Source organism: Paenibacillus sp. MABNR03 (assembly GCF_050455445.1).
Taxonomy (GTDB): Bacteria; Bacillota; Bacilli; order Paenibacillales; family Paenibacillaceae; genus Paenibacillus; species Paenibacillus xylanilyticus.
In genome coordinates this window covers 586,825-613,103 of sequence record NZ_JBCIYR010000001.1, presented here as the reverse complement: position 1 = coordinate 613,103, position 26,279 = coordinate 586,825, and the positions used below count along the sequence as shown (strand labels likewise).

At 47.0% G+C, this 26,279-nt stretch carries 18 protein-coding genes; 4 read left to right on the top strand and 14 right to left on the bottom strand.

Going from position 1 to position 26,279, the window contains the following annotated elements:
- Nucleotides 1–90 precede the first annotated feature (90 nt).
- Nucleotides 91–681 (top strand): biotin transporter BioY, encoded by a 591-nt coding sequence (locus AAIH57_RS02675; RefSeq protein ID WP_175396358.1) that lies wholly within the window; start codon nt 91–93, stop codon nt 679–681.
- A gap of 124 nt (nt 682–805) precedes the next feature.
- On the opposite strand, the gene AAIH57_RS02670 is transcribed toward AAIH57_RS02675, so the two are convergent.
- The 6 genes from AAIH57_RS02670 to AAIH57_RS02645 all read right to left on the bottom strand — a co-directional run bounded on the left by AAIH57_RS02670 (nt 806) and on the right by AAIH57_RS02645 (nt 9,133).
- A complete protein-coding gene (locus AAIH57_RS02670) occupies nt 806–3,067 on the bottom strand; it encodes an FAD-dependent oxidoreductase (RefSeq protein ID WP_430020445.1) in 2,262 nt (753 codons plus the stop codon).
- 5 nt (nt 3,068–3,072) lie between these two features.
- Nucleotides 3,073–3,918 carry a carbohydrate ABC transporter permease gene (locus AAIH57_RS02665; protein ID WP_175396356.1) on the bottom strand — a complete coding sequence of 282 codons (846 nt, stop codon included), beginning with the start codon at nt 3,916–3,918 and terminating at the stop codon, nt 3,073–3,075.
- Between the two features lie 22 nt (nt 3,919–3,940).
- Nucleotides 3,941–4,822: a carbohydrate ABC transporter permease gene (locus tag AAIH57_RS02660; RefSeq protein WP_175396355.1), complete on the bottom strand. Its 882-nt coding sequence runs from the start codon at nt 4,820–4,822 to the stop codon at nt 3,941–3,943.
- Between the two features lie 266 nt (nt 4,823–5,088).
- Nucleotides 5,089–6,402 carry an ABC transporter substrate-binding protein gene (locus AAIH57_RS02655; RefSeq protein ID WP_312884299.1) on the bottom strand — a complete coding sequence of 438 codons (1,314 nt, stop codon included), beginning with the start codon at nt 6,400–6,402 and terminating at the stop codon, nt 5,089–5,091.
- 154 nt (nt 6,403–6,556) lie between these two features.
- On the bottom strand, nt 6,557–7,312 hold the full coding sequence (locus AAIH57_RS02650) for a response regulator transcription factor (RefSeq protein WP_430020444.1): 756 nt from the start codon (nt 7,310–7,312) through the stop codon (nt 6,557–6,559).
- A gap of 24 nt (nt 7,313–7,336) precedes the next feature.
- A complete protein-coding gene (locus AAIH57_RS02645; RefSeq protein WP_430020443.1) occupies nt 7,337–9,133 on the bottom strand; it encodes a sensor histidine kinase in 1,797 nt (598 codons plus the stop codon).
- A gap of 445 nt (nt 9,134–9,578) precedes the next feature.
- Here AAIH57_RS02645 and AAIH57_RS02640 point away from each other — a divergent pair, with 445 nt between their 5' ends.
- The gene (locus AAIH57_RS02640) at nt 9,579–11,303 is read left to right on the top strand and encodes a cellulase family glycosylhydrolase (protein WP_430020442.1); all 1,725 of its coding nucleotides are present in this window, start codon (nt 9,579–9,581) and stop codon (nt 11,301–11,303) included.
- Nucleotides 11,304–11,432: 129 nt separating this feature from the next.
- On the top strand, nt 11,433–12,332 hold the full coding sequence (locus AAIH57_RS02635) for a manganese catalase family protein (RefSeq protein ID WP_430020441.1): 900 nt from the start codon (nt 11,433–11,435) through the stop codon (nt 12,330–12,332).
- Between the two features lie 83 nt (nt 12,333–12,415).
- Here the strand turns inward: AAIH57_RS02635 and AAIH57_RS02630 are convergent, their stop codons facing one another.
- The 3 genes from AAIH57_RS02630 to AAIH57_RS02620 all read right to left on the bottom strand — a co-directional run bounded on the left by AAIH57_RS02630 (nt 12,416) and on the right by AAIH57_RS02620 (nt 17,026).
- Nucleotides 12,416–14,377, bottom strand: coding sequence for a sucrose-specific PTS transporter subunit IIBC (locus tag AAIH57_RS02630; protein ID WP_175396350.1), 1,962 nt, complete (start codon nt 14,375–14,377; stop codon nt 12,416–12,418).
- Between the two features lie 26 nt (nt 14,378–14,403).
- On the bottom strand, nt 14,404–15,879 hold the full coding sequence (locus AAIH57_RS02625) for a glycoside hydrolase family 32 protein (protein WP_430020440.1): 1,476 nt from the start codon (nt 15,877–15,879) through the stop codon (nt 14,404–14,406).
- A gap of 163 nt (nt 15,880–16,042) precedes the next feature.
- Nucleotides 16,043–17,026 carry a LacI family DNA-binding transcriptional regulator gene (locus AAIH57_RS02620; RefSeq protein ID WP_430020439.1) on the bottom strand — a complete coding sequence of 328 codons (984 nt, stop codon included), beginning with the start codon at nt 17,024–17,026 and terminating at the stop codon, nt 16,043–16,045.
- Nucleotides 17,027–17,566: 540 nt separating this feature from the next.
- On the opposite strand from AAIH57_RS02620, the gene AAIH57_RS02615 reads away from it, so the two are divergent.
- Entirely contained in the window at nt 17,567–18,649 is a 1,083-nt protein-coding gene (locus tag AAIH57_RS02615; protein WP_175396347.1) for a bifunctional 3-deoxy-7-phosphoheptulonate synthase/chorismate mutase, read from the top strand.
- Between the two features lie 121 nt (nt 18,650–18,770).
- Here the strand turns inward: AAIH57_RS02615 and AAIH57_RS02610 are convergent, their stop codons facing one another.
- The 5 genes from AAIH57_RS02610 to treR all read right to left on the bottom strand — a co-directional run bounded on the left by AAIH57_RS02610 (nt 18,771) and on the right by treR (nt 26,262).
- Complete coding sequence (locus AAIH57_RS02610; RefSeq protein ID WP_175396346.1) at nt 18,771–20,444, bottom strand: ribonuclease J; 1,674 nt, start codon at nt 20,442–20,444, stop codon at nt 18,771–18,773.
- 206 nt (nt 20,445–20,650) lie between these two features.
- Nucleotides 20,651–21,922, bottom strand: coding sequence for an L-rhamnose isomerase (rhaA, locus tag AAIH57_RS02605; protein ID WP_175396345.1), 1,272 nt, complete (start codon nt 21,920–21,922; stop codon nt 20,651–20,653).
- Nucleotides 21,923–21,939: 17 nt separating this feature from the next.
- Nucleotides 21,940–24,009: a bifunctional aldolase/short-chain dehydrogenase gene (locus AAIH57_RS02600; protein ID WP_430020438.1), complete on the bottom strand. Its 2,070-nt coding sequence runs from the start codon at nt 24,007–24,009 to the stop codon at nt 21,940–21,942.
- Between the two features lie 258 nt (nt 24,010–24,267).
- A complete protein-coding gene (locus AAIH57_RS02595) occupies nt 24,268–25,200 on the bottom strand; it encodes a glycoside hydrolase family 5 protein (protein ID WP_430021322.1) in 933 nt (310 codons plus the stop codon).
- A 351-nt stretch (nt 25,201–25,551) separates the two neighbouring features.
- Complete coding sequence (gene treR, locus AAIH57_RS02590) at nt 25,552–26,262, bottom strand: trehalose operon repressor (RefSeq protein WP_175396417.1); 711 nt, start codon at nt 26,260–26,262, stop codon at nt 25,552–25,554.
- Nucleotides 26,263–26,279 lie beyond the last annotated feature (17 nt).

Below are 26,279 nucleotides of genomic sequence, written 5' to 3'. Positions count from 1 at the left end.
GCCTCATTTGTGGTACGATCCAAATCGTTAACCACCGTTTATTGTTTTGGTTAACAATAAGATTACCAAAATGGAAGGGATTGTTCAATCATGAAATTATCTTTGCGGGGTATTGTTTTCAGTGCACTGATGGCAGCCATACTTGTCCTTTTTGGTTACATAAGTATTCCCATCGGTTTCTCGCCTGTCCCCATAACTTTGCAGACGCTCGCCGTGATGCTTGCAGGAGGATTACTGGGTCCATTGTATGGTTTTCTAAGTATTGCACTGGTTGTTATTCTGACTGCTCTCGGGTTCCCTCTTCTGCACGGAACTGGCGGACTTGCAGTACTTCTCGGCCCTACTGGCGGGTATGTAATGATGTGGCCATTCTCCGCACTGCTCATAGGACTGCTGCTGTCACGGATTAAATTGAGAGGCATCGGCGGTTATGTATTGGCATTTATCGTGTTCGAGCTATTCGGATCATTGTTGATCTATGTTTCCGGTGTGCCTTGGCTGGCTTATGCCTACAAAATGTCATTCTCGGAAGCGATGATTCAGGGGTTCTATCCTTACATTGTCGGGGATCTGATCAAAGCACTGTTTGCAGCCATCATCATCGCGCCAGTGCGTATGGTATTTCCGCCACAACGTCTGACAGGCGATCTCAATTCGACTATTGTGCGGGCAGATTCCTAAGCGTACAAAACATTACAAATAAGTGTAATGCAAAAAGTGGTTTCTCCCGTCCAAGAACATCATTACGATTCAACCGAATTAGGTAGTTGTATACACAAAAGAGCAGCGCCATAAGCGCTGCTCTTCATGAATATACGCGTATTTCAACCAATTCGGCACATGAGCCTCCATTGGTCTCCTCCATTATGATACGTAAAGTCTTTGTTGAGATGGGACATTTCAATACAATCCGATTGGTCCGCAGGTGATTGTCCCGTACGGATTCAATAAGAACCCTGCTGCCTTCTGCCTCTGCATCTGCCTCAATCCGATACGTTTTGACCAGCTCTGGAATGATATCGAATGGAGTCCGGTGATGATGCAGGTTGATCAGATCTTCATTCACATCATCATTCCATGTTAGAAGAATCTCCCTGATCGTCACTGAACTCTCCCATTGTAACTCCACCCAGGCTTCCCTGTTCTCATTCTCATTCAGTGGAAGAGACATCCATGAATGAGGGCCACCGTAAGGGCGTTTATAACCATCGATCACTTTTTCAGGCTGATAGGCTTCCGTCTGTCCCGCAATGCGAAAACAAAATGGCCTGCGGTTTAGCGCCTTCATGCTCCAGGCTACAACAGGCTGATGCTCGTCATGCTCCTCCAAGGCAGCAACGGCGTGCGGTGCAGCACCCTTCTCAAAGGCCAAGATGCCGGTTACTGGCTGGCTCGATTGATACAGTGTAACTTTGTCATTCTGCCGCACAACAACAAATGCATTCTGTGGATGGGCAGGCTCCCATTTTATGTCGACATGCACCCATTGTTGTTCTCCTTGTGCTACACGAATGATCGTATCCATCTGCTGACTTACCGGAACGTAGTTCTCTCCCCGACCTGAATCCCAAAGCTCTACCCGAAGTTCGGTATCTTCCTCTGCCGATATCAGTAACTCCATTCCCTGAAGCGAAGGGGCAACGGGAAAGAGTATTCCGATATCTCTCTCCAGTACATAGGACGCATCCGGTTGGTCGATTGCAATAGTGCTGCATGTCGTTGAAGCTGTAACTACGGCCTTAGGAGCCAAATCCTGCTGGTCTTCATTCCGTAGTCCAATTACCGATGCATCCTGCCGCAGCAGCGTTTGCTGCAATTCCTCCAGATGCTGGTCATGGATTTCACGCGGCGAAACCCCTTTGGCCGCACAGAGCGCAGCAGCTGTTCCCGCAGCTTCTCCCATTACCGCACAGGTAGCCATAACTCTTGTGGTGCCAAACGCCACATGTGAAGCACTTACATTTCTCCCTGCAAAAAGCAGGTTTGACACATTCACCGAATATAATGAACGATAAGGAATATGATAGATACCGTCGGCATGCATATGCTTGGAACCGCTGGTTTCAGCGTACATGCCTTGTGGCGGGTGCAGATCAATGGACCATCCGCCAAAAGCAACCCGGTCGGCAAACGGCTCCTGCGCGAGGATATCGTTCTGGTTCAGTACATAATCTCCGACAAAGCGTCTGTATTCTCTCTTCCCTGGAATGGAGCCTACCCACTCCAAAGTCATGGTGTCTGCGTCGAATTGTCCGGAATTTTTAATATAATCCCAGATTCCATATATCACCGACCAGAGTTCGTCCCGGATTCGTTCGTTCTGATGAACGGTGTCCAGCTCGCCCCCCCACTCGATCCACCAATAGTGACAGCCCGAATCGCCGCTGCGAATAACACGTTTGATTGGAATGGGTGTTTCTTCAATGTTTTTGGCGAAAGACGGAGGCACGAAACGAACAGGTCTGCCGGCATCCTGGGTATAAAAAAGCAGTGTGCTGCCCAGCGTAATCTGGTCAGCAATCTCAGGCGCCCATTCTTCACCATATTCATGTGCAGCCTCCCGCCCCAGACGATAGCGGGCTCCCGCCAAAAATCCAATCAGGCCATCTCCTGAACAATCGAGGAATACCGGACTTTCGAAGCGAATGCGCCGTTCCGATCCCATCATCCATCCCGTTACCGAGCGAATATGTCGGTCTTCCTCCGTACCTTCTGCCTCCACCTCGTGAACATCCGTATTCAGAAACAGGGTGATCCGCTCTTCTGCACGTATAGCTTCCAATAGAACCAAATCCCATATATAGGGGTTTCCTTCCGGATTGCGGTACTGATTCTCCACAAACAATTCACCCATAATCCCCGTCTCACGGGCATAACGATTGGTTCCATGTGCCGTTGCACCACACACCCATACTCTGACTTCACTGCTTGAATTGCCACCGAGCACAGGCCGGTTATTGATCAGTGAAACTGTACTGCCCAATCTGGCCGCTGCGATCGCAGCACAGATGCCGGATAACCCGCCTCCGACAATTGTGATGTCACTGGAGATCTGTTCTGTTTTCATGCTCATCACCCTTTCACAGCAGAATTGGTCAATCCTTGAATGATATAACGCTGTCCCACAGCAAATACAATGATCATGGGGATAATTCCCGCAGATGCAGCAGCCATCATGCCGTTATAATCCACTGTATTTTCCAAAATAAAATTTTGCAGTCCCAGAGGTACCGTGTACAGATCCTCGTCAATCAAAAACACAAGTGCATTTTCATAGTCGTTCCACTGCCAGGAAAAATCAATGATGGCCAGCGTGGCGAGTGCCGGCTTGGCAAGCGGCAGAATCAGGCGGAAGAATATGCGAAAATGTCCTGCACCATCAATAAAGGCCGACTCCGATATTTCATTCGGAATGGACAGGAAAAACTGGCGAAGCATGAACACTCCAAAAATGGTGAACATACCAGGCAAAATCAGCGCCCAATGGGTATTATAGATTCCCGCCCACTCAAACATGATGAATTTGGGCACAAAAAGGACTTGCGGCGGGATCATCATCATCGACAGATAGAGCAGAAACAGCGTATTGCGGCCCTTGAAATCAATACGTGCAAACCCATACGCCGCAAAGGCGGACAGAAACGTGGCGCCTACCATGCCGATGATGGATATTTTCAGTGAATTCCAATAGTAAGTACCGAAGCTTTTGGCCCCAGACCAAACCTTTTGATGATGCTCCCACGTCAGATTGGACGGAATCCACTCAATGGGATATTTGAAAACTTCCATAGGTGTCTTTAGAGAAGTGCTTATCATCCAAAGAAAAGGAATAATCATGACAATAGCTAGAGCCAACATAATGATTGTGATGAGCAAACTGCCAGGCTGCACAATGGATAGACGTTTTTTGACTTCCATACTTCCTGTCCCCCTTCTTGGTTTAGTAATGGACCCAGCGTTTTTGGCCAACCCACTGAAGAACGGTAATCAGCAGAATGATGGCAAACAGTGCCCAGGAGACTGTTGCGGCGTATCCCATGTCGTAATACCGGAAAGCATTCTGATACACATACAAGGATAGAATGGTTGTACTGTTACCCGGTCCTCCCTGCGTCGTAGCCTGGATTATCCCGAACGTTTTGATGGCCATGATCAGTCCTGTGATCAACAGCAGGAAAGTGGTCGGACTAACCAGAGGCCAAATAATTCTTCGCAAGATCTGAAGCGGTCTGGCTCCATCCATCTTTGCTGCTTCCAGCAGCTCCGAGGACACTTCCTGTAACGCAGCCAGATAAATAATCATGTTGTACCCCAGCATAAACCAGATCCATATGATATCGATGGCATACATGGATGATGTTGTCGTCGAGAGCCATCCAGGTGGGTTATCCACACCGATACTGCGCAAGAAACCGTTAATCGGGCCCTGATTCGGCTGAAACAACAGCATCCAGACGAACGCCACCGCCACCCCGCTCGTGATGTAAGGCATAAAGTACAACCCACGCAGCAGCTTTTTCAAATAAATCTTTTGGTTCAGAATCACGGCTACAATGAAGCCCAGCACGATAGAGACAGGCACTGCGAGCAGAAAAATCAGGGTGTTGCGCAAGGAAAGATAAAACAGCGGGTCCTTAACCAATCGCTTCATATTGTCCATACCGATAAACGCCATATCCGGGTTCATAAATTTGTAATCTGTAAACATGAGACCGAAAGAATAGACTGCCGGGATCAGGAAAAAGAGCAGTACCCCCAACATGTTTGGACCGACAAAAATATATCCCAGCATGCGCTGTCTTCTCATCCAGTTGTTATGCATTGGTCTTCGCCTCGTTTCTTCCAGGGATAACCCAAGTCTACCAACCTGTCGTGGTTCCCATAAGTAACAAATCCACCTTGTTCATAAAACAGATTGATGCAAAAAAGCGCTTTGCCACGGCGGTCTTGTTATGGGGAAACATTAATTTGTTCTATTCAATGGCAGCGCAGCATGCTGCCGAAAAAACAAAGAGACTGCCACCATGAAACGGGGCAATCCCTTGTGATATTCTACATTTTTGATTAAAACTGTAGTTCTTTCCTTAATTATTTTGCCGTCTTGAGATACTCATTATGACGAGTGACCATGGCCGAGATGGTCGTATTCAGATCCTGAGCGCCCAGAAAATACTTTTCGTACTCCTGCGCACGCAAATCCATCACTTCCTGAGGCACAGTTCGAACATAAGTTGGCGCTTTGTAATCAAACATGACATACATCAAAGACTCCAGATCATACGTATCTTTCTTGTCCCCGAGCATGCTCTCCAAGGCTTTATCCTGATCTGCATCCTTGGAAGCCGGGAATCGACCGCCCTCTGCCATCGGAGCCATTCCGCCATCTGCATACCATTTCAAAAATTCCCATGCCGCTTCCTGGTGTTTGGATTTTGCATTGATGGAAATGTAGTCTCCCAGACCACCTCGTGTCACATAACTATCCTTATCTTCTGACAATCGTGGTACCGGTGCGAAGGCAATTTTAAAATCACGCGGGTAATCGGTGAAATTGTTGGAGCTGCGCAGGAGCCAGGCCCCAATGTTCAGCATCGGCACCTCCCCGCTCAGAAACATTTGTTCCACAGGCATCTTCGAAGTCAGCTGCTCTCCGAGCGGGGGTGTCGTCTTGTCTTCAACCATCATGGCATTCAGCGTTTCCATCCACTTTCTCACCATGGGGTGATCCAGGTTGGAAGTTCCGTCGGCTTTGGTGTACCCTTCCTGTGACAGCACCGAATCAATTGAATCAACAAATGGTTCCGTGTTCTGGATAAAGCCATATCCAGTGTCTTTTTTTAGCTTTTTCGCATATTCTCGCATTTCATCCCAGGTCCAATCCTTCGGAACAGGAAGATTGGCTGCGTCGAGCGCGTCCTTGTTCAGTGCCACAAAATAAGTGCTCTTCGTGGTTGGAACTCCATAATACTTCCCATCGATTTTCCATCCTGCTGCATCCGTGCCCATTTTCTCGTCGATGTTATAGTCCGTGAATGAACTGAGATCCGCTGCTGCGCCGGATGCCACCCTTTTGGCCGTATGGGAAATCGTATAGTTCACAAACAGATCCACGTCCTGCCCTGTCATAATAGCCGTATCCAGCTTCAGATTGCCTTCGTCATCATTTACAAAACGAACATATTCAATCTGTGTTTCGGGATGCTCTTTGTTCCACACATCAATAACAGCCTGTGGTCCTGCTTCCGGCGGTACACCTCCCCACATTTTCAGCTTGACTGTATCACCGGAATTTTCAGACGCACCCGTCTGTGCATTTGAACCTGAATCATTGGAGCAACCTGCGATCATGCCCACGACAAGGACAAGAGATACCATTCGTGCAACCAAGCTTTTTTTTCTCACCAAGAGACGACCCCCTCGTAAATTCTGGATTGAAGTTTGCAACTTAAGGATAGCAAATGAGTGAGAACAGTCGTAAGTAACAGAATCATGATCACCATGGAACAGAAATACACAGTTGAAACCGCTATCAATTGTTCTTGGTAATCATTTTGTTCTATTGCTGCTGCCGGTACTGACTTGGGGTTGTCCCCGTCATTCGTTTGAAGATTTTGATAAAATAATTATCGTTCATAAAACCAACGTGATGACCAATCTGATTCACTGGCCAGTCGGTGTCTGTTAGGTATTCTATCGCCTTGTTAATTCGTATTCGATGCAAATAGTGAATTAATGTCTCTCCGGTTTTCTTTTTAAACAGGGCACTCACGTAGTTTTCCCCCATCATGACATGACGTGCGAGGAATTTCAGTGTAATATCCTGATCATAATGCTGTTCGATATATTGAATGATTTTATTCACTTCCGGATGCGTGATCTTTTCCTTGGGTGCTGTGGATGCAGGGCGACTTGCACGCTCCGTCGTCACGCCCTGATTCGATAATTCCTTGCTTACCTTAACGAGGGTTTCCCGCAGATCCTTCACACTCATCGACAATTTCAGAATATAATTGGAAGCTCCATATTCCATGGCCTGTCGCATCGATTCAAAGTCACCCATGCACGTCAGCATCACAAACTTGGATTGAATACCGGCCTTTCTTGTTTCCTGAAGCAGCATTAATCCGTCCATTTGCGGCATCACAATGTCACATAGGACAAGATCAGGAGGATCCTGCTTAATCATTGGTAACGCTTCCAATCCATTACTTGCTTCTCCTGCAAGCGTGAAGCCCATGTCCTCCCAGCGAATAATCTCTTTCACGGACTCCCGAACGAATGTCTCATCTTCCACCAGCAATACCTTCCACATCGAAGTTCCTCCATTCCGTTAATCCTAATGATCCTTGTTGCCTAATGTTTCGTTCGCGTACGGCTCGGACAGCAATACCGGCAGATGAATTTGGCAGAGCGTACCCTGTTCTAATGAGATTACTTCGAGTTCTGCTTTATCCTTAAACAGAAGTCTCAGTCGCTCCCTGATATTTTGCAATCCTATACTCGGTCTCTGGCGTCCCTGCTCCCTGTTGTTTTTTGACTGCTCCATGCCTACCCCGTTATCTTCTACCTCCAGCGTCAAACGATCGGGCATGGCAGCATTTCTGAACATGCGGATCTGTATTCGTCCTCCCTCGGTCATGTTGCCGATCCCATGACGAATTGCATTATCAATCAAAGGCTGCAGACTGAGCTTGGGAACCAGAGCATACAGCAATTCTTCGTCATAACTGAACTCTATATCAAAAACATTTCCATATCTGACTTGTTGAATATACAAAAAAGCTCGCGTCAGCTCCATTTCATCGCGAAGGAGAATGAGATCCACATCTGAATTGAGACTGGTTTCCAGCAGTTTACCGAGTGAAAGACATATTTCCACCGTTTCTTCATTCCCGTTGCGCAAACCGATCCATTTCAGTGTATTAAGCGTATTGAGCAGAAAATGAGGATTCATCTGAGCAAGAAGCATCTGAAAATGAACGGCATCCTTCTGCCTCTCTTCGATACGAAGCTGTTGAACCAATCGGTTCATGTCTACCATCATCGTATTGAAGGTTCGGGTCAGATCCAGCACCTCTCCCCGGTGATTCTCCTCAGGCAGCCGAATGCGCAGATCCTTGCCAACCGCTTCCTTCATTTTGACCTGCAAACGGGATAACGGTCGTGTAAACGTATAGGCAATCATAAAGGCGATGGCAATAAACATGGCAGTAATGGCATAGAAGGTTACAAAATAATGTCTCTTCAGGCTCTCAATCTCACCAAACAATACTTGCAGCGGAATACGGTTCACCATGTACCAATCCAGGGAAGGCAGATAACTGTAATTAATGAGTGATTCACTTGATCGGTCTGTCCAGTAGCCGTTACTGGCCTCCCTGGAAACTTCCCGAACGACTTCATCTGACAGCCAAGAGTCGGAATTGGAACGAGCAATCACTTCGCCTTGGCGGGTCATGATAAAATAGAGCTGGTCACTCTCGGACTTTTGCAATACAGACTGGAACCAATAGGAGAAATCGATGCTGATTCTTGCCAGTCCGTAAGTATTGTTATTGCGATCACGCAGTTTGGCGTACAGGGATAAGAGCGTTGGACTCCTTGTGACGTCACGGGATACATAATTCTCATCATTGGACGTCCACACGTATGAAGTCCCGCTGTCCTTGAGTGCCAAAAAGGAACGATCTGATGTAATGGTGTCATAGTCTAGCGGAACCTTGGGTTGATATGAGGTGTAAATATGCCCGTCTTGATCGAGCAGGGTAAAATAAACGGATGGATTGTAGAGAAAAAAGCTGTTATTCAAACCTTTGAATTTGTCCTCCATACGCTCCTTGTTGTCCAAAATGGTGTGCTCGTCGGGATTTTGAAGAATCCGGCGAACTTCGGAGTCCTGTTCCAGAAAGATTAATGTTTTAAAAGCGATACTTAGCTGATCCTCCAGAGACTGGTGGAGATTATCCAGCTGTTCATGACTCTGTTCACTGATTTTCTGCTGCACGAGCGATTCGATTTTTTCATAATTGTACAGATTGAGAATGCTGAATGGAAGCAGAATGACAAGCGCGAAACCTGCAAACAAACGGTATTTAAGCTTATGGGGGATCATCCACCCCAGCCACTTCCGCATCAAAACCGACTCCTTTTGCTGCCTCTGGTAACTCATTATATCACCTGCAGCTAAACCTGGATGGCTGACTTTCCCACCTTCATTATTCATTTTAAGGAACAATACACTTCCGTCATAGAAACATATTTCTCATTGAATAGAACATATCTACACATTAAGCGTGTATTTTCATTAATATCAAGCTTGTTATGGAACGATTTCGTCTCCTACATCCCGATATGCAGTATATCACTAATTTTTATATGAATTCTATTCCAATTATAATGGTATTCACTTCTTTTATATCATGATATATTAACATCTACGAAAACGCTTTCAATACATAATTTAGAGGTGATGCATCCTTCGTACAATCTGTCTGGACTGTTTTATGAATGAGCTTTTACTCAGATCAAGCAAGCAAAATTCTTCAGTTCAACATCCCAAAATGAAGGAGACACTGTTTATGAAGAAAAGTCGTAAGAATGTTCTATCCCTCACGCTGGTAACAGCTCTGATCCTGTCCCTGTTCTCTTCTGCCATCGCCTCTGCGGCTCCTGATCACAAAGGCAAGCCAAGTAAACCTGCTGCTCCTACCAAAATTCAGTCCTACGTCAGCGCCATGGAACCAGGCTGGAACTTGGGTAATTCACTCGACGCTGTGGGCGAAGATGAGACCGCCTGGGGTAACCCGCGGATTACCAAGGAACTGATTCAGCAGATTGCGAAACAAGGTTATAAAAGCATTCGTATTCCCGTGACCTGGGAGGCTCATATCGGTGAAGCACCCGACTACACCATTGATCCCGCTTACATGAACCGTGTGCAGGAAGTGGTGAATTGGGCACTCGATGCCAACCTTTATGTCATGATTAATCTTCACCATGATTCCTGGCGATGGATCAGCTACATGGAGAAAGACCATGACAATGTGCTCGCACGTTACAATGCGGCCTGGACCCAGATCGCGAATCAATTCAAAAACGCTTCGTCCAAGCTGATGTTCGAGAGTGTCAATGAGCCCCGGTTTACCGAGGGAGGAACGACCGACACAGCTGTCTCATACCGTTTGCTCGATGAGCTTAATACTTCTTTCCACAAAATCGTAAGAGACTCGGGTGGGAAAAACACGACACGTCCACTCGTTCTCCCAACATTGCATACATCGTCTGCACAAGCCGATCTGGATGCGTTGACTCAAACCATTACGAAATTAAATGATCCGAACATTATCGCAACCGTACATTACTATGGCTTCTGGCCATTCAGTGTGAATATCGCAGGTTATACCAAATTCAACGAAGAAGTACAAAAAGATATTACCGATACATTCGATCGTGTGTATAACGCATTTGTAGCCAAAGGCATTCCTGTGATTGTCGGTGAATATGGCTTGCTGGGCTTCGACCAACATACAGGTGTCATCGAGCAGGGTGAGAAATTGAAATTCTTCGAATTCATCGGCCAATACCTGCGTCAGAAAAAGATGACGACCATGCTGTGGGATAACGGCCAGCATTTCAGCCGCACCAACTTTACCTGGTCTGACCCTGACCTGTATAACACGATGAAAGCGAGCTGGAAGGGTCGTTCATCCACTGCCGAATCCGACTTGGTCCACCTCAAAAAAGGTGCAGCCATTCAAGATCAAACCATCAAATTGAACCTGAATGGGAACACCTTCAAATCCCTTGCTCACGGTAGCAAAAAGCTTGCCAAAGGCAAAGACTACACTATTCGCGGTGATGTCCTGACCCTGAAATCCAGTCTGCTGACCAGACTCACGGCTTCCGGCAATCTGGGCGTGAATGCGAAGCTGACAGCCAAATTCAATAAAGGTGCCAACTGGAACCTGAATATCATTACGTATGATACGCCCGTACTGAGCGATGTAACGGGAACTACTGAATCTTTTGCCATTCCAACGACCTTTAACGGAAACCAGCTGGCCACCATGGAAGCGACGTATGCAAGCGGTGGTAACGCAGGTCCGCAAAACTGGACTTCGTTTAAGGAGTTCTCCTACACCTTCAGCCCGGATTACAGCCGCAACGTTATCGAATTGAAACCCAACTTCTTTAACGAAACGAATGATGGTGAGGTTATTCTCAAATTCCATTTCTGGAGTGGAGACGTAATTACGTATAAAATTACGAAGAGCGGCACAAGTGTCGTTGGAAAAACGTCTTAACATCGGAATACAAACGTTCTGTTCAGAGCAAGGCTCTGAACAGAACGTTTTTGTTTTGTCTAAATGTCCGAATAACGTACAAGGAATGCCTCATACCTTTACAGTAATTTGGCTTGAGGAGGAAATATTATGTTTAAACGGGTAGATCGCCTGGCGATTGAACTGCCGATCTCCAACAACCCGGATCCCAATGGAGCAAGCGCAGTTCAGGAACTGCTGGGTGGAAAGTTTGGGGAGATGTCCACGCTAAATAACTACATGTTTCAGTCCTTCAATTTCCGGGGCAAGAAAAAGCTGCGTGCCTTTTACGATATTGTGGCAAGTATTACGGCTGAAGAATTTGGTCATGTGGAGCTTGTCGCCAATACCATTAATCTGATGCTGGTGGGAACCACTTCCCCGGGAGACCCCGACACTACTCCACTGCGCGCAGGCAAGGATGCTCGCATGACTTCACATTTTATCGAATCGGCCCAAACGGCACTCCCTTATGATTCCATGGGCAGACCCTGGAACGGTTCATATGTCGTCAGCAGCGGCAATCTGATCTTTGACCTGCTGCATAACTTCTTTCTTGAATGCGGCGCACGTACCCACAAGATGAGAGTTTACGAGATGACGGATCATCCGACTGCCCGAGAGATGACAGGGTATTTGCTTGTGCGTGGAGGCGTACATATTCTGGCCTATGCCAAGGCACTGCAGATTGCAACCGGCGTCGATGTAACGAAGATGTTCCCTATTCCGCGCCTCGATAATAAAGTGTTTGATACGACCCGAAAATGGGAAGCCATGGGCGAACATCGCAGGCTGTACACCTTTAGTGACAAGGACTATCAGAACATCGCCCAGATCTGGAAAGGCACCCATCCGATAGATGGCGGAAAACTGGAGGCTTTTGCAGGACTTCCTGGTCACAGTGGCAGCATCCCCGAACTGCCCGATCTGCCGGAAGAATTCGCCCCGGGTGTATCAGCAGAGGATCTGCTGCAAATTGCAGAGCGGCTGAAGCGGCACGCCGGACTATAGTTTTTTTATTTATGGATACCAAAAAACAGGCAAAGAATCTGGTATACGGCAGTGCACCAGATCTCTCTGCCTGTTCAAGAGTTTTAATTAAATTTTACAACAAGGATGGCTTCCCCATTGGCTTGCACATGGCCAGTCTTCGCAGTCTGTACCTCTTCAATGGTTTCATTTCCGTTCGGGATCAATACAGGCGTGATTAATGGCAGGCCCGCAGCCTGAATGGCGTTCATGTCAAACTCAATCAATAATTGTCCTGCAGTGATCACATCGCCGCTTTGGACATGCGCCGTAAATCCTTCTCCCTTCAAACCTACCGTATTGATTCCAATATGCACAAGCATCTGAAGACCAGTCTCATGCTCCAGAATAACCGCGTGTTTGCTCTTGTTCATGACATGGGCGACGACACCATCAAAGGGCGCGTATACTTTGCCTTCGGTAGGTTCAATGGCAATGCCTTCACCCATATGTTTCTCTGAGAATGCAGGGTCAGGTACGTTGGCCAAAGCAACCGCTGTACCTGTCATCGGCGAAGCAATCTCCAGCTTATCCACTTTGGGACGATACGTCTCTGTATGGTTGGTATTGTCATCCATACTTGCGGTTGGTACAGCGGAAGAATCACTCTCATTCCCTCTGTTCGTTATCTCCTCTGCAGCAAGCGGCTGATCCTTGTAACCAAAGAACCAGGTTAACGCAAAGGCCACACCCACGGCAACTACATTGACAAGAATGTAGAGGGGCAGCTGGCTGTTCAGATACAGCAATGTTCCAGGGATGACCGTTACAGCCATGCCCGTTCCCTTCAGATGGAACAAGGATGCGAGAAAACCGCCGACTCCGCCGCCAACCAGTCCCATAATGAACGGTTTCATGAAACGAAGATTTACTCCAAAAATGGCGGGTTCGCTAATTCCCAGAAAAGCGGACAATGACGATGGCAGCGCCAGTGCCTTGAGTTTCGTATTCTTTGTTTTTAATCCTACGGCTAAACAAGCTGCTCCTTGTGCAGCCATCGCAGATGTGACGATGGCGTTAAACGGATTATAACCCGTTTTCTCCAGCAGCTGGATTTCCAAAAAGTTAAAGATGTGATGTACACCGGTAACGACAATAATCTGATTGAAGAAACCAATAATTATCCCGGCAATGCCGAATGGGAGGTCCAAAACGGCTGTCGTCCCATGCAGCACCCACTCTTCGAGTGAATGAAAGACAGGACCGATGGCAAAGAGTCCCAATGTGATCATAACCGTCAGTGTGATAAAAGGTGTGAGGATCAGGTCCAGCGCCTCTGGCACGCGTCTTCTCAAAAACTTCTCGAACTTTGCTCCAATGAGACCTACGAAAAACGCTGGCAAAACAGATCCTTGATAACCGACCACGGGTATAAATCCAAACATGTGCAGTGCCTGCGCTGATCCATCTGCAACCGAATAGGCATTCGGCAATGCCGGATTCACAAGCATCAGACCGAGTACGATCCCGAGCACAGGGCTGCCGCCAAACACGCGGAATGCAGACCATGCCACCAGTGCTGGCAGGAATGCAAAAGCCGTATCCGTCAGAACTTGAGTAAACAACAGGAAATTGGGCGAGATGTCCTCAGGTGTTGCACCGAACAAAGACAGAATCTCGTTCTGGGTAAGTAGTCCGCGTAGCCCCATGAATAACCCTGTAGCCACCAGCACAGGAATAATGGGTACGAACACATCTCCGAACGTGCGGATCGCCCGTTGAAATGCATTGCCTTCCTTTTTCCCCTGATTCTTCACGTCTTCCTTGGAGGACCCTTCAATCCCCAGCTTCTCGACTTCTTCGAAGATCCGGTTCACGGTTCCTGTCCCAAAGATGATCTGATATTGCCCCGAATTGAAAAAGGCACCTTTGACCTTATCTATGTTTTCGACCTGTTTCTGATCAATTTTGTCCTTGTCATTCACCATAATTCGCAGCCGTGTCGCGCAGTGAGCAAATGAAGCAATATTATCCTTGCCCCCAATGGCACGAATGACTTCCTTGGCGATCTGTTGATTATCCGACATGGTATTTCATCCCTCTCACCTGATATCTAGTAATCCCATTTGGTTGCTTTAAATTCTGCCTTACCTCCACTTGCAAAAAAGCGAATTCCCCCGCTTTCCGGACTCGGGAAAATCCGGCTTGTGAACACCTCTTCCCCATCGTTGACAAAGATTTCAACCGAGGAAGTATCCACAAACAGTTGTAACTTGATCACATCTCCGTTCAGCTTGCATTGGCGTACCGTGCCATTCACACCTTTCATTGGAGCACCTGATAAGGATCGGTCCAGTATTAATTTCTGCTGGAGTCGATCGTATTTCAAAACGGTCTTTTCTTCAGCGCCAGTTCGAAATTCAATCCCGAAACGCTCAGCATCAAAATGACTGATTTCACATTCCAGCTCATAGGCAATCCCGTCAAATGCAGCAATGGTTTCAGAGCTGTTCTCCAGAATTGTTTGGTAACAACTCCCCTGTGCCTGCTGACGCAGCTTCGCCATTTCAGCTACAGGCTGCTGAATGAGTTTGCCGTCTCTCAATGACAGCTGCCGCGGGATCGTGAGACAGTGCGCCCACCCACTCGCATCCGTTGGATACTCCACTTCGGGAAGTCCCAACCATCCGACCAAAATACGTCTTCCATCCGGCGCTGCCATTGTCTGTGGAGCATAGAAGTCGAATCCACGGTCCAGTTCCTGAAACTCACCATGCTGGAACTCTCTTGTCTGAAGATTCAATGGTTCGCCAATGAGGTAGCCCGACTGAAAAATGTTGTTATATAAATCCCCATCACTTTCAATGCCCTGAGGCGAAAAAAGAAGTATGCCCTTGCCATCCATTTCGATGTAATCCGGACACTCCCACATGTAGCCGAAATGTGATAGATGAGTCTGGATCTCACCCAGAAACTCCCACGCTGTGAGGTCAGATGATCGATAAAGCACCGTACATCCTGTCTCATCCGTCCGCTGTGCTCCAATTACACAATAATAGATATCCTCATCCTGCCAAACTTTCGGGTCCCTGAAATGTTCCGTATACCCGGGTGGTACCGAGGATATAACCGGCTGCTCGGCTTTCACAACTGAACCGCTTTCATCCATAATCGCCAAACACTGATACGGATGTCTGACCCATGCTTCATCCCGAGTGTTGCCGGTATAGAGCAGATGCAGTTTGCCATTCTTGACAATTCCACTCCCTGAATAGGCACCATGTGAATCGAATGGATCACCAGGCGGAATGCCGATCCCCATCATCTCCCAGTTCACAAGGTCTGTTGAACGAACATGGTACCAGTATTTCATTCCATGCTCTGTTCCCAGAGGAAACCATTGATAGAAGAGATGATAATGTCCTTGATAAAAGGAAAATCCGTTCGGATCATTCAGTAAGCCCGTAATGGGCTGAATATGATAGGACTGTCTCCACGAGCAGGCAGAAATCAATGCTTCCAAATTCTCAATTTCTCCCTCTTCCGCCTGCTCAATGAGTCTGTAGCGCTGCTCTCTGGTCATTTTCATAACGTATCTCCCATCCTTACCAAAATCATAAACACCAAGAGGAACCGGTTCCAATGCAATCAAAAAAATAATTCCATATGGCACAATCTGCCAGAACCTTCATTCCAATTCGTACAAAAGAACGAATGGAACCGGTTCGATGGAATTATCATAAAGGATATGTTTATAGATTGTCAACGCTTTCTCGGGGAATCAGTTCCACATCAAGTACAGTTCGTTTCTCTACCGGCTCACCTGCAATCTGACGAATCATATGATTCGCTGCCAATTTACCCGCTTGTGAATAATGATACTTCACCGTAGTCAGTGCCGGGTGAATCATTTCCGTAATATCATATCCGCCGAATCCGGCAACCGATAGTTCATGAGGTATTCGGATTCTGTTGGAAAAAGCCGTCTTCATTACACCAAGTGCAATATTGTCGGTTGCACCTACAATCATGGTCGGTCTGTTGTCGTTCAGAACGGCTTCTGCTGTAACAGTCGCTTCAGACATTTTGAAACTTGTCTCATAGTAGGTCACATCACACTCGCCGCATTCGGCAATAGCGCGCTGAAAGCCTTGTCTTCGGTGAATGCCAACGGCTTGGTCTTTCTCTGTTACCCCAATATAGACAATCTGGCGATGTCCCTTCGCTACCACATATCTACCCATTTCATATCCGGCCTGATCGTCATTATGTACCAGACTGTGCAGGCGTTCATGCTGCTGTCCCAACAAGAGTACCGGAATACCAATCTCTTCAACGGCTGTCAGATGTGCTTCCGTCACTTCAGCAGCAAGTAGGATAATGCCCGACACCTTCTGCCTTGCAAAGTCATAAATGGCATCAATCTCACGCTGCATGTCCTGACTTGTATTGGCGATCAGCATCTGGTAATGATTGCTTCTTAATTCTTCATCAATGCCGATCAATGTCTGAGATGTCGCAAAAGAGTCGAGCCTTGGAACGACCGTGCCGATAATGCTGGTCTTCTTCGCTTTGAGGCTCTGCGCAAATGTATTTGGTACGTAATTGTATTGTTTGATGATTCGCTCAATCTTCTGACGTGTATCTTCACTGACGGAGCCGCCATTGAGAAAACGGGAGACCGTACTTTTGGCCACACCGGCCAGTTGAGCGATATCGGAAATGGTTTTGTTCATAGTTACTCCTCTTGTGTTCAGCTTGAAATAAAATGGATGATACATCCTTCTTATTATACTTGGTTGTAGTTGTCGTGGCGAATGTCATTGTGATGCAGTACAGCGTTATTGTTTTGTGGCATTACTTCGTTTTATTGCATACAGAATGAGTACATGCTAGTATAACTTCAATTCATATCGTGCACGATGGAATAGAAATTCATGATGAATATAAATGACAGGCTATGACGGAAAGAGTAAGCGGAATAAAGCGTTGATTACAGGGACGTGGTGCCAGAGACTGAGAGCATCCGAAGCAACCAACCGCCGAAGTTCACTCCTGAGCCGATTGCTGAAGAGCTGATTTTTTGTGATCCAGCTTCTAGGACAATCCGTTCCTTGCGTTAAAAGGTCAAAGTGAGAAACAGGTGTGCCTGCAATTTGGCAGGGCCGTTTCTAATTAGGGTGGTACCACGGCTTCTTCGTCCCTTGCGGATGAAGGGCCTTTTTGCATTTTTCATTAAACCAATCCATATCCAAATTGCAGAGGAGAGTGTGAACATGGATGAGAATAGAAATTTGGAGCAATTACGAGGCCGTTTGAATGAGATTAATCATAGTTTACTTCACCTGTTATCGGAGCGCGCCCAGATTACACAGGAAATCGGTCAGATCAAGGAAAAACAGGGAGTTCCCAAATTTGACCCCGTTCGGGAAAAAGAAATGCTGGAAGAACTGACTGCGGCCAATCCTGGGCCGTTCCACGATGATGCCATTAAGCTGCTGTTCAAGCAAATTTTCCAGGCTTCCCTGCATCTGCAGGTCGACGAACACAAAAAACAGCTGCTAGTCAGCCGTAAAAATCAGCAGGAAGACACGGTTGTCTCCATCGGTGAAATCAAGGTTGGCGCAGGCAAACCGATCATGATTGCTGGACCTTGCTCCGTTGAGAGTTATGAGCAGGTTCGGGAGGTCGCCAAAGCTTTGAAAGAAGCCGGTATCCCGGTCATGCGCGGTGGTGCCTTCAAGCCACGTACCTCACCCTATGATTTTCAGGGCTTGGGGATTGAAGGATTGAAGATTCTCAAAGAAGTGGCAGATGAGTTCGGACTTAAAACGATCAGTGAGATTGTGCATCCAGGTCATATCGAGCTGGCAGGAGATTATATCGATGTGATCCAGATCGGTGCCCGGAATATGCAAAACTTTGAGCTGCTCAAAGCTGCGGGAGACGTCAACATTCCCATTCTGCTTAAACGCGGGTTGGCCGCAACCATTGATGAGTTCGTGCATGCTGCGGAGTACGTTGTCTCCCGTGGGAACAAGCAAGTCATGCTGATTGAAAGAGGTATTCGTACCTATGAAAAAGCGACGCGCAACACCCTCGATATCTCTGCCGTGCCTATTTTAAAACAAGAAACCCATCTACCCGTTCTGGTGGATGTAACCCACTCTACAGGCCGCAAGGATATTCTGGCTCCGTGCGCCAAAGCTGCTCTGGCAGCTGGTGCCGATGGCGTCATGGTAGAAGTTCATCCGAATCCGGCGGTGGCGCTTTCCGATAGTGCGCAGCAGTTGAACATCGAACAATTCCATCAGTTCCTCTCCTCGGTGAGACAATCCGGTTTATTGAACGATCAATAAATTGCGGAATGAGTGAGCAGATCGTATTTAAATGAAAACAAGAAGAAGCCTGATGGAAATTGCCGTTCCATGGAAACATCTGATAGGGCATCCCTCAGGCTTTTCTTATTGTGACCATTACTCATACCTCAATGATTATAGGCAGGATCATCGGTCTTCGTTTCGTCTGGGCGTAGATGTAATGTCCGATTTCGTCCTTGAGCTTTCTTTTGATGACATTCCACTGGTTCACACCGGCTCCGGTCAGTTCTTCCATTCTGGATAGCACCAATCCATGAATCTCTCGCATAAACTCTTCCGAGTCTTTCACAAACACAAATCCTCTGGAGATGATCTCGGGAGATGTGACCATTTGTTTCTCCGTTTTGCTGAGCGTCGTCACGATGACCAGCATGCCGTCTGAAGACAGCTGTCTGCGGTCACGAAGCACAATATTGCCTACGTCGCCCATAATCAATCCGTCAACCAGACTGTTGCCTGAAGCAATTTTCGGCCCTGGTGATGCTACGCCGTCCTTGTACTGAACCATATCCCCGTTATTCACGATGAATACATGATCAGGGTCGATCCCAACCGATTCAGCCAGCAATCTGTGCTGATACAGCATGCGGAATTCGCCGTGGATGGGCACCAGATAATCCGGTTTCATCAGCGTCAGCATCAGTTTGAGTTCCTCCTGACTGCCATGCCCTGAAACATGCATGCCCCCTGAACCGCTTGAACCATAAAGGACTCTCGCCCCCAATACGTACAGATTATCAATAACGTGGGCAAGGTTGCGCTCATTGCCCGGGATTGCCCCTGCTGCAATAATCACGGTGTCTCCTGCTGCTACTCTCACATGAGGATGCTTACCTGTAGCCAATCGGGACAGCGCAGCCATTGGCTCCCCCTGGCTTCCCGTACAAAGAATGACGACCTGCTCGGGAGGAAACTGATCCGCATCAATCGCTTCAATCAGCAGACCGTCAGGAACATCCAGGTACCCCAGATCACTTGCAACTGACACGACATTGACCATACTTCTGCCCAACAAAGCCAGTTTGCGGCCGGTCTCAAACGTGGCATTCACAATCTGCTGGACCCGGCTGACATTGGAAGCAAAGGTGGAGATAAATATTTTTTGCTTCGCTCGGATGAATGCATCCAGAATACGATCACCGACAACGCGCTCTGATGGTGTAAAGCCAGGCCGTTCCGCATTCGTACTTTCGGACAGCAGCAGATGAACGCCTTGTTTACCGATCTCCGCCATTCGGTACAGGTCAGGATAAGGCCCGTTCACAGGTGACATATCGAATTTGAAATCGCCGGTATGTACCACATTTCCTCCAGGCGTGCGGAAGAAAACACCCAAGCAGTCTGGTATACTGTGGCTGGTTGCAAAAAAAGATACCTCGATCTCCCCCAGCATGAAGGTGGAGTGAGCATCGATTGTGTGAAGATCTGCTGTTCGAAGCATATTATGCTCTTTGAGTTTCAATTCAATCAAGCCACGGGTAAGTCTGGATGCATACACAGGGATATTCATTTGTTTTAAAAAGTAAGGGATGCCCCCAATATGATCTTCGTGTCCATGGGTAACGACAAGTGCTTTTACATGGTCCAGGTTCTCCAGCAAATAGGAGACATCCGGAATAATCAGATCGATGCCTGGCAAGGTTTCATCCGGAAATTTGGAACCACAATCGATGACAATGATGTCCTTATTGTACTGAATGATGTACATGTTCTTGCCGATTTCGTTTACACCGCCCAGTGCGGCGACATACAATTTATTGTGGGCGAGATTCAATTTTTATTGATCCTCCTCTTCGTTTTACTCATGTCCAATGATAATTCTGTAAGCCTGTTATGTATTTCTAGTATGTAATTTCTTAGAACACTTATGCATGGGGAACGATAAACACGTCAAAAAGTCCGCAGTGGACCGGTTGGTTCCACTGCGGACTTTTATTAATGTACGGAAAAGGATAGATAATGGCTGTACACATACACTTACTATACGAGCGAAGCACCACGCTGAAGCAAAACGTTCTCTTCATAAGTTTTGATCACGGAGATCCACTTCTCTCGAACAGGTACCCCCTGCTTGGCACAATAGTAATCCCAGATGGCACCAAACGGATAGGATTTAAATTCTTCCGTCAGTGCAAGTCTCAAGGTATAATCGCCTTGCAGTTCAGCAGTCTTCAAAGCCTCTACTGGCTCCAGCATGGCGCGCAGCAGCGCTTTGATCGTATTGCGTGTACCTACTACCCAGGCTGCGACCCGATTGATGCTGGCATCAAAGAAATCGAGTCCAACATGTGTAGTTGGCAGCAGGTCGTGACGAACGAGTTCCCTTGCAATTTCCAGCAGCTCATCGTCCATAATGACGACATGGTCACTGTCCCAACGCATCGGACGGCTGACATGCAGCAGGATGCCACTGGTAAACAGCGCGAGGGACGACAGCTTGTTGGAGATGACTTCTGTGGGGTGGAAGTGACCTGCATCCAGACAGATTAAGGTATCATTTTGTAATCCATATCCCATGTAAAACTCGTGTGACCCAACAACGTATGCTTCCGAACCAAGGCCGAACAGTTTACTCTCTACCGCATCCAGATTATGCTTCGGATCGAGCTTCTCCGCAAACACTTCGTCCAGAGAATCCTTAAGACGTTTCCGAGGGGTCATACGATCAACCGGATTATCCTTGAAGCCATCGGGTACCCATACATTGGTGACGCACGTCTGGCCCAGCTGTTCTCCGAAGTATGCACCGATACGCCGGGATGCCTTGCAGTGATCAATCCAGAACTTGCGAATTTCGGGATCCGGATGACTGAGTGTAAAACCGTCGCTTGACTTCTCGTGAGAGAAGCAGGTTGGATTAAAGTCGAGACCAAGTCCCTGCTCTTTCGCCCACTGCACCCATTTCTCATAATGCTTGGGCTCAATCTGATCCAGCTCTACCTTTTCGTCCGTATCGGTGTAGATCGCGTGCAGGTTAACCTTATGTTTGCCGGGAATCAGGGAAAAGGCTTGTTCCAGATCTGCCCGAAGCTCAGCAGGAGTCGTTGCAGCTCCCGGATATTGACCCGTAACGGAAATGCCTCCGGTCAATTCTCCATCCTGGTTCAGAAAGCCTTTGACATCATCCCCTTGCCAGCAATGTACCGATACCTTGATCTCTGCAAGCTTCTCCAGGACTTCATCCGTATCTATTCCATGCTGGGCATATAACAATTTGGCCGCTTCATACGCTTGCTTCACTTGGTTATCCATTCGCAAGAACCCTCCTCTTAACGTGTAAATGCTGCCGGTACACCACCATCAATGGTCATCATGCATCCGGTTGTTTTTTCGGATTTGGAAGAAGCGAAGAAAGCAATTCCTTCCGCGATATCTCTCGGGTAAATATTAACGAGCAATGTGGTGCGTTTGCGGTAATACTCTTCCAGTTGATCCGGTTCAATGCCATACGCTGCCGCCCGTTCATTCCGCCAGGAACCATTCCAGATCGCAGAACCTTGCAGGATGGCATCAGGGAGTATCGTGTTGACACGAATGCCATATTCACCGCCTTCTGCTGCAATACAACGGGCAAGGTGTGCTTCAAGAGCTTTGGCCGAGCTGTAAGCGGAAGCGCTTTTACCTGCATAGACCGAGTTTTTGGACCCGATGAAGACCATGCTGCCTCCAATTCCCTGCTGCTTCATCAGCTTGAACGCTTCACGGGCAACGAGGAAATATCCGGTACCCAGCACGTTCATGTTGAGGTTCCATTCCTTCAGGGATGTTTCGTCAAAAGGACTGGATGTGGCAAGGCCCGCATTGTTAACGATGATATCCACACCGCCATATTGTACGGCTACTTCCGCGTACGCCGATTGCACGGCTTCCTCATCAGTGACGTCCATTTTCAAAGCATATGCACGATTGTCACCATATTGGTCATTGATTTCCTGTGCCACTTTTTTAGCACCTTCCAGGTTCAGGTCAGCCAAAACGACATGCGCGCCCTCGGATACCAACCTGCGTGCAGTTTCGCTTCCGATTCCGCCGGCGCCACCTGTAATAAACGCTACTTTCCGGGAAAATTCCGTCTCGGCTGGGGCGAGAGACAATTTATACAGCTCAAGCGGCCAGTATTCTACATTGTAGGACTCATTAGCGCTGAGTGATACGAACTTGCCCAAGCTGGTCGCACCACGCATAACGGCAATAGCCCGGTGATACAGTGCCCCACTCACTTGCGACAGGGCCCAGCTCTTGCCTGTATTGATCATGCCCACACCTGGGATGAGAATAACGCGAGGTGCTGCTTCGAACATCACATCGCCATCATTTTTGTTGCTCTCAAAATATTGTTGGTACTGCTCTTTGTAGGCAGCAACACCTTCGACCAGCTTGGCTTTCAGACCTTCAATATCTTCAGCATCTGGTGTCCATTCAATAAATAAGGGTACCACTTTGGTATGTACCAGATGATCCGGGCATGCTGCTCCCACCTGAGACAGTTGTGGCGAATCCGCTCCACCTACAAAGGCAAGTACATCGTCCTGATCGTCATAGGACAATATCATTTTTTTGCTATCCGATACTGCACCGCGAAGCGTTGGCATCACTTTGGCTACGATCTCACGCCGCACTTCAGCTGCGAGGGCCGGGTGTTTAACACCGCCGAACAGACTTCCCTCATTCACGCGTGCTTCGATAAAAGCTTCAGCCTCATTGATGATTTTGATGGTTTGTGCATAGCATTCCTCGGATGTTTCTCCCCATGTTACGAGTCCATGCTTCTCCATCAAAACCAGTTCAGCATTCGGATTCGCGAATACGCTTTCAGCAATCATCTTGGATAATGTGAAGCCTGGGCGAACATAAGGCACCCATACAAAACGGTCTCCATAAATTTCTCTTGCCAACTCTTTGCCGTTATCCGCACAACACAGACTGATAATCGCATCCGGATGTGTGTGGTCTACATGTTTATATGGAAGGAACGCATGCAGCAGCGTCTCGATGGAAGCACGAGGGTGCTTGGAATCAATCATGCAATGCCCCAGATATTCAACCATCTCTTCATCGGTCATGGATTCACGTTCAATCAGGGGACGAATGTCTTCCAGAGCCAGACCTGTAAAATGCTTCGCTTGCATCGAGCCTAAATCGGATCCGCTTCCTTTCACGTACATTACTTCTATATCGCGGCCACGAAAATCCTTCACTGTCGTTTTGGTAGATGTGTTTCCTCCGTAAATGTTACATACACTGCGATCTGCGCCAATCAAATTGGATCGATAGACCAGCTGCTCCAGACCCGTTGTTTGCTCTAAAGCCTGTGAAGTGTTCCATAAACTCTGTACCATTCATTTCCCTCCGATAATGTTTGTTTTATTCCTAATCAGAGTTTATCATCTTTGTTTTGTTTTGAAAACAAGAGTTTTTAAATATAAACGGAAAAAATCAAAAGGAAGGCGTTTTGATAATTGAATGATCAAAAACACTCTGACGAAATGATCAGAGTGTTCAGCTATTCTTGTATTCCTACTATTCTGTTGTAAGACCATTTTGATCTATATATTGAAGATTGGAAGTCGCTTATTGGATTTATGCAAAATGCTCACTTAAAAAATACCAGCCTTTTGGGAAGTATTTTTGATGCCATAAGTATCATTAACGACCGTATTGCCAAAGCTTGTTAAGCTTCCGTTAGGTCCTGTGGCCATATCCAGGTAGTTCAGGCCTGAGCTATTCCCGTACCAAGACCACGCAAGCCATCCGACCCCTTTTTCCTGACCATATTTCATGATTGCATATTCATCGACGTCTCCATTGGTGTGGTATCCTCCGAATTCACCGATAATTAATGCAAGCCCCTTGTTCAGCACACTTTCCATATTGGATTTCACGGTTGCTGCATCTTTGCCTGCATACTCATACATGTGAATGGAAAATACCGTGTTTTTCTGTGAATCCGCGGCGAAGACACTTTGCCCATAATCCACGATGGATTGAGGATATTGCCCCCAGCCTGCTGCATCCACGATTAATGTATTTTTAATGCCTGCATTTCTTAACTTTGGAATGGCTTTTTTGTATCCGTCTGCCCATGCGCTTCCGTTCCATGTGCCATACCACTCGTTGGCGATATTCACAATAACCCGATCTTCCTTGCCGATCAATGCTTCCTTGATACTGATCCAGTAGTCAACTGCTGCATCCAATGAATTGTAGTCATCTTTGCCTGTGGCGTCATGTACTTCAAGGACTGCAATCATTTTGTTAGCGTTTACAACATTTATGATGTTTTTAACGGAGTTCAGATCATCTTTGGTGTACTGTGTTCCGTTGGACAAAACAATACGGACCGTATTGGCACCCGTTTTCGCAATTGCAGGAATGGCTGTGTTCAAGTCATTCTTGAACCAGGAATGTCCATGATTGATGCCTCTCATGTAAAATGCTTTTCCCGTGGAATCATACAATTTGCCGCCGCTCACGTAAAAACCGGCAGCTGCTGATGCTTTGGGGGCAGCGCTCCCCAGAATGACAAACATGAGTGCTGCAATGACGGTGAAGATTGTGCCTTTTTGCAACTTGGCCATAGATTGAAACCTCCCTAAAATTTTTTATATTTCAATTAACCCTGCTCAAGGCAATAAGTTAACTAAAATCATAAAACATTCAACTAAAACAAAACTCAAAAAGTAAACTAATAAAGGTAATTTATATTCAATTAAAATTACTTTATCGTTTAAGTTATGAGGTTATGATAAAATGAAAACGCTTACCAGTCAACTCTTTTTTTACTACAAAAAGGAATTTTTTCTTTCATGAAAAGACTTACCTACAACAAAAAGAGCACCCGACCATGTGAACGGGTACTCTTTTTTACCTGACATTACAAATTATTTTCGCCTTGCAAAATCAACAAATCTGAACTTGTCCGGACGATGCCGGGATTCCGTGAACTGAAAAGGACTCGCATCCTCCAAGTAGACCTGGCTGCGTACAACCACGACATTGTGAAAGCCGTCCAGATCCATCAGTCTTCGATCCTCTTCGGTAGGCTCTTCCACCAGGATTTCCTTCTTGGCAAAAGAAATGGACAACCCCAGTTCCTCCTCAATGTACTCATAAATGGAGTTGTTGCATATCTCTTTGCTCAATCCCGGAACGAGACGCTGACTGATATAGTCCTTGTCCAGAATGACCCGTTCTCCATCTACATTACGAACGCGTGCGATTTTCCACACCTGTTCATCCATTCCGAAATGAATGGTTTTGAACAAGGATTGGTCTACCTTTTGATCCTCAAACACCTCAACCTGCGTTTTGGCCCGATGTCCCATCTTTTTGGCCAATTCCTTGAAGCTCACCAGACCCGAGATGGGAAAATCGATTTTGCGAATATCCAGTACAACAGAACCTTTGCCCTGAATTTTCTGAATATAACCTTCCTCATATAACATTTTTAATGCTTTGCGAATCGTCTCTCTGGACGTCTGATAGCTTTCAGATAAATCGAGCTCTGACGGCAGCATTGTACCTGCCTCGATTTCTCCAGTCCGAATATGAGCTGCTATATCTTCATAGATTCGGATAAACTTGTTATTCATCATTCATCACCATAGTT

Coding starts and splice junctions, on each gene's coding strand:
- AAIH57_RS02675 (WP_175396358.1), top strand. CDS start 91: ATGAAATTATCTTTGCGGGGTATTGTTTTCAGTGCACTGATGGCAGCC.
- AAIH57_RS02670 (WP_430020445.1), bottom strand. CDS start 3,067: ATGAAAACAGAACAGATCTCCAGTGACATCACAATTGTCGGAGGCGGG.
- AAIH57_RS02665 (WP_175396356.1), bottom strand. CDS start 3,918: ATGGAAGTCAAAAAACGTCTATCCATTGTGCAGCCTGGCAGTTTGCTC.
- AAIH57_RS02660 (WP_175396355.1), bottom strand. CDS start 4,822: ATGCATAACAACTGGATGAGAAGACAGCGCATGCTGGGATATATTTTT.
- AAIH57_RS02650 (WP_430020444.1), bottom strand. CDS start 7,312: ATGTGGAAGGTATTGCTGGTGGAAGATGAGACATTCGTTCGGGAGTCC.
- AAIH57_RS02645 (WP_430020443.1), bottom strand. CDS start 9,133: ATGCGGAAGTGGCTGGGGTGGATGATCCCCCATAAGCTTAAATACCGT.
- AAIH57_RS02640 (WP_430020442.1), top strand. CDS start 9,579: ATGAAGAAAAGTCGTAAGAATGTTCTATCCCTCACGCTGGTAACAGCT.
- AAIH57_RS02635 (WP_430020441.1), top strand. CDS start 11,433: ATGTTTAAACGGGTAGATCGCCTGGCGATTGAACTGCCGATCTCCAAC.
- AAIH57_RS02630 (WP_175396350.1), bottom strand. CDS start 14,377: ATGTCGGATAATCAACAGATCGCCAAGGAAGTCATTCGTGCCATTGGG.
- AAIH57_RS02625 (WP_430020440.1), bottom strand. CDS start 15,879: ATGAAAATGACCAGAGAGCAGCGCTACAGACTCATTGAGCAGGCGGAA.
- AAIH57_RS02620 (WP_430020439.1), bottom strand. CDS start 17,026: ATGAACAAAACCATTTCCGATATCGCTCAACTGGCCGGTGTGGCCAAA.
- AAIH57_RS02615 (WP_175396347.1), top strand. CDS start 17,567: ATGGATGAGAATAGAAATTTGGAGCAATTACGAGGCCGTTTGAATGAG.
- rhaA (WP_175396345.1), bottom strand. CDS start 21,922: ATGGATAACCAAGTGAAGCAAGCGTATGAAGCGGCCAAATTGTTATAT.
- AAIH57_RS02600 (WP_430020438.1), bottom strand. CDS start 24,009: ATGGTACAGAGTTTATGGAACACTTCACAGGCTTTAGAGCAAACAACG.
- AAIH57_RS02595 (WP_430021322.1), bottom strand. CDS start 25,200: ATGTTTGTCATTCTGGGGAGCGCTGCCCCCAAAGCATCAGCAGCTGCC.
- treR (WP_175396417.1), bottom strand. CDS start 26,262: ATGAATAACAAGTTTATCCGAATCTATGAAGATATAGCAGCTCATATT.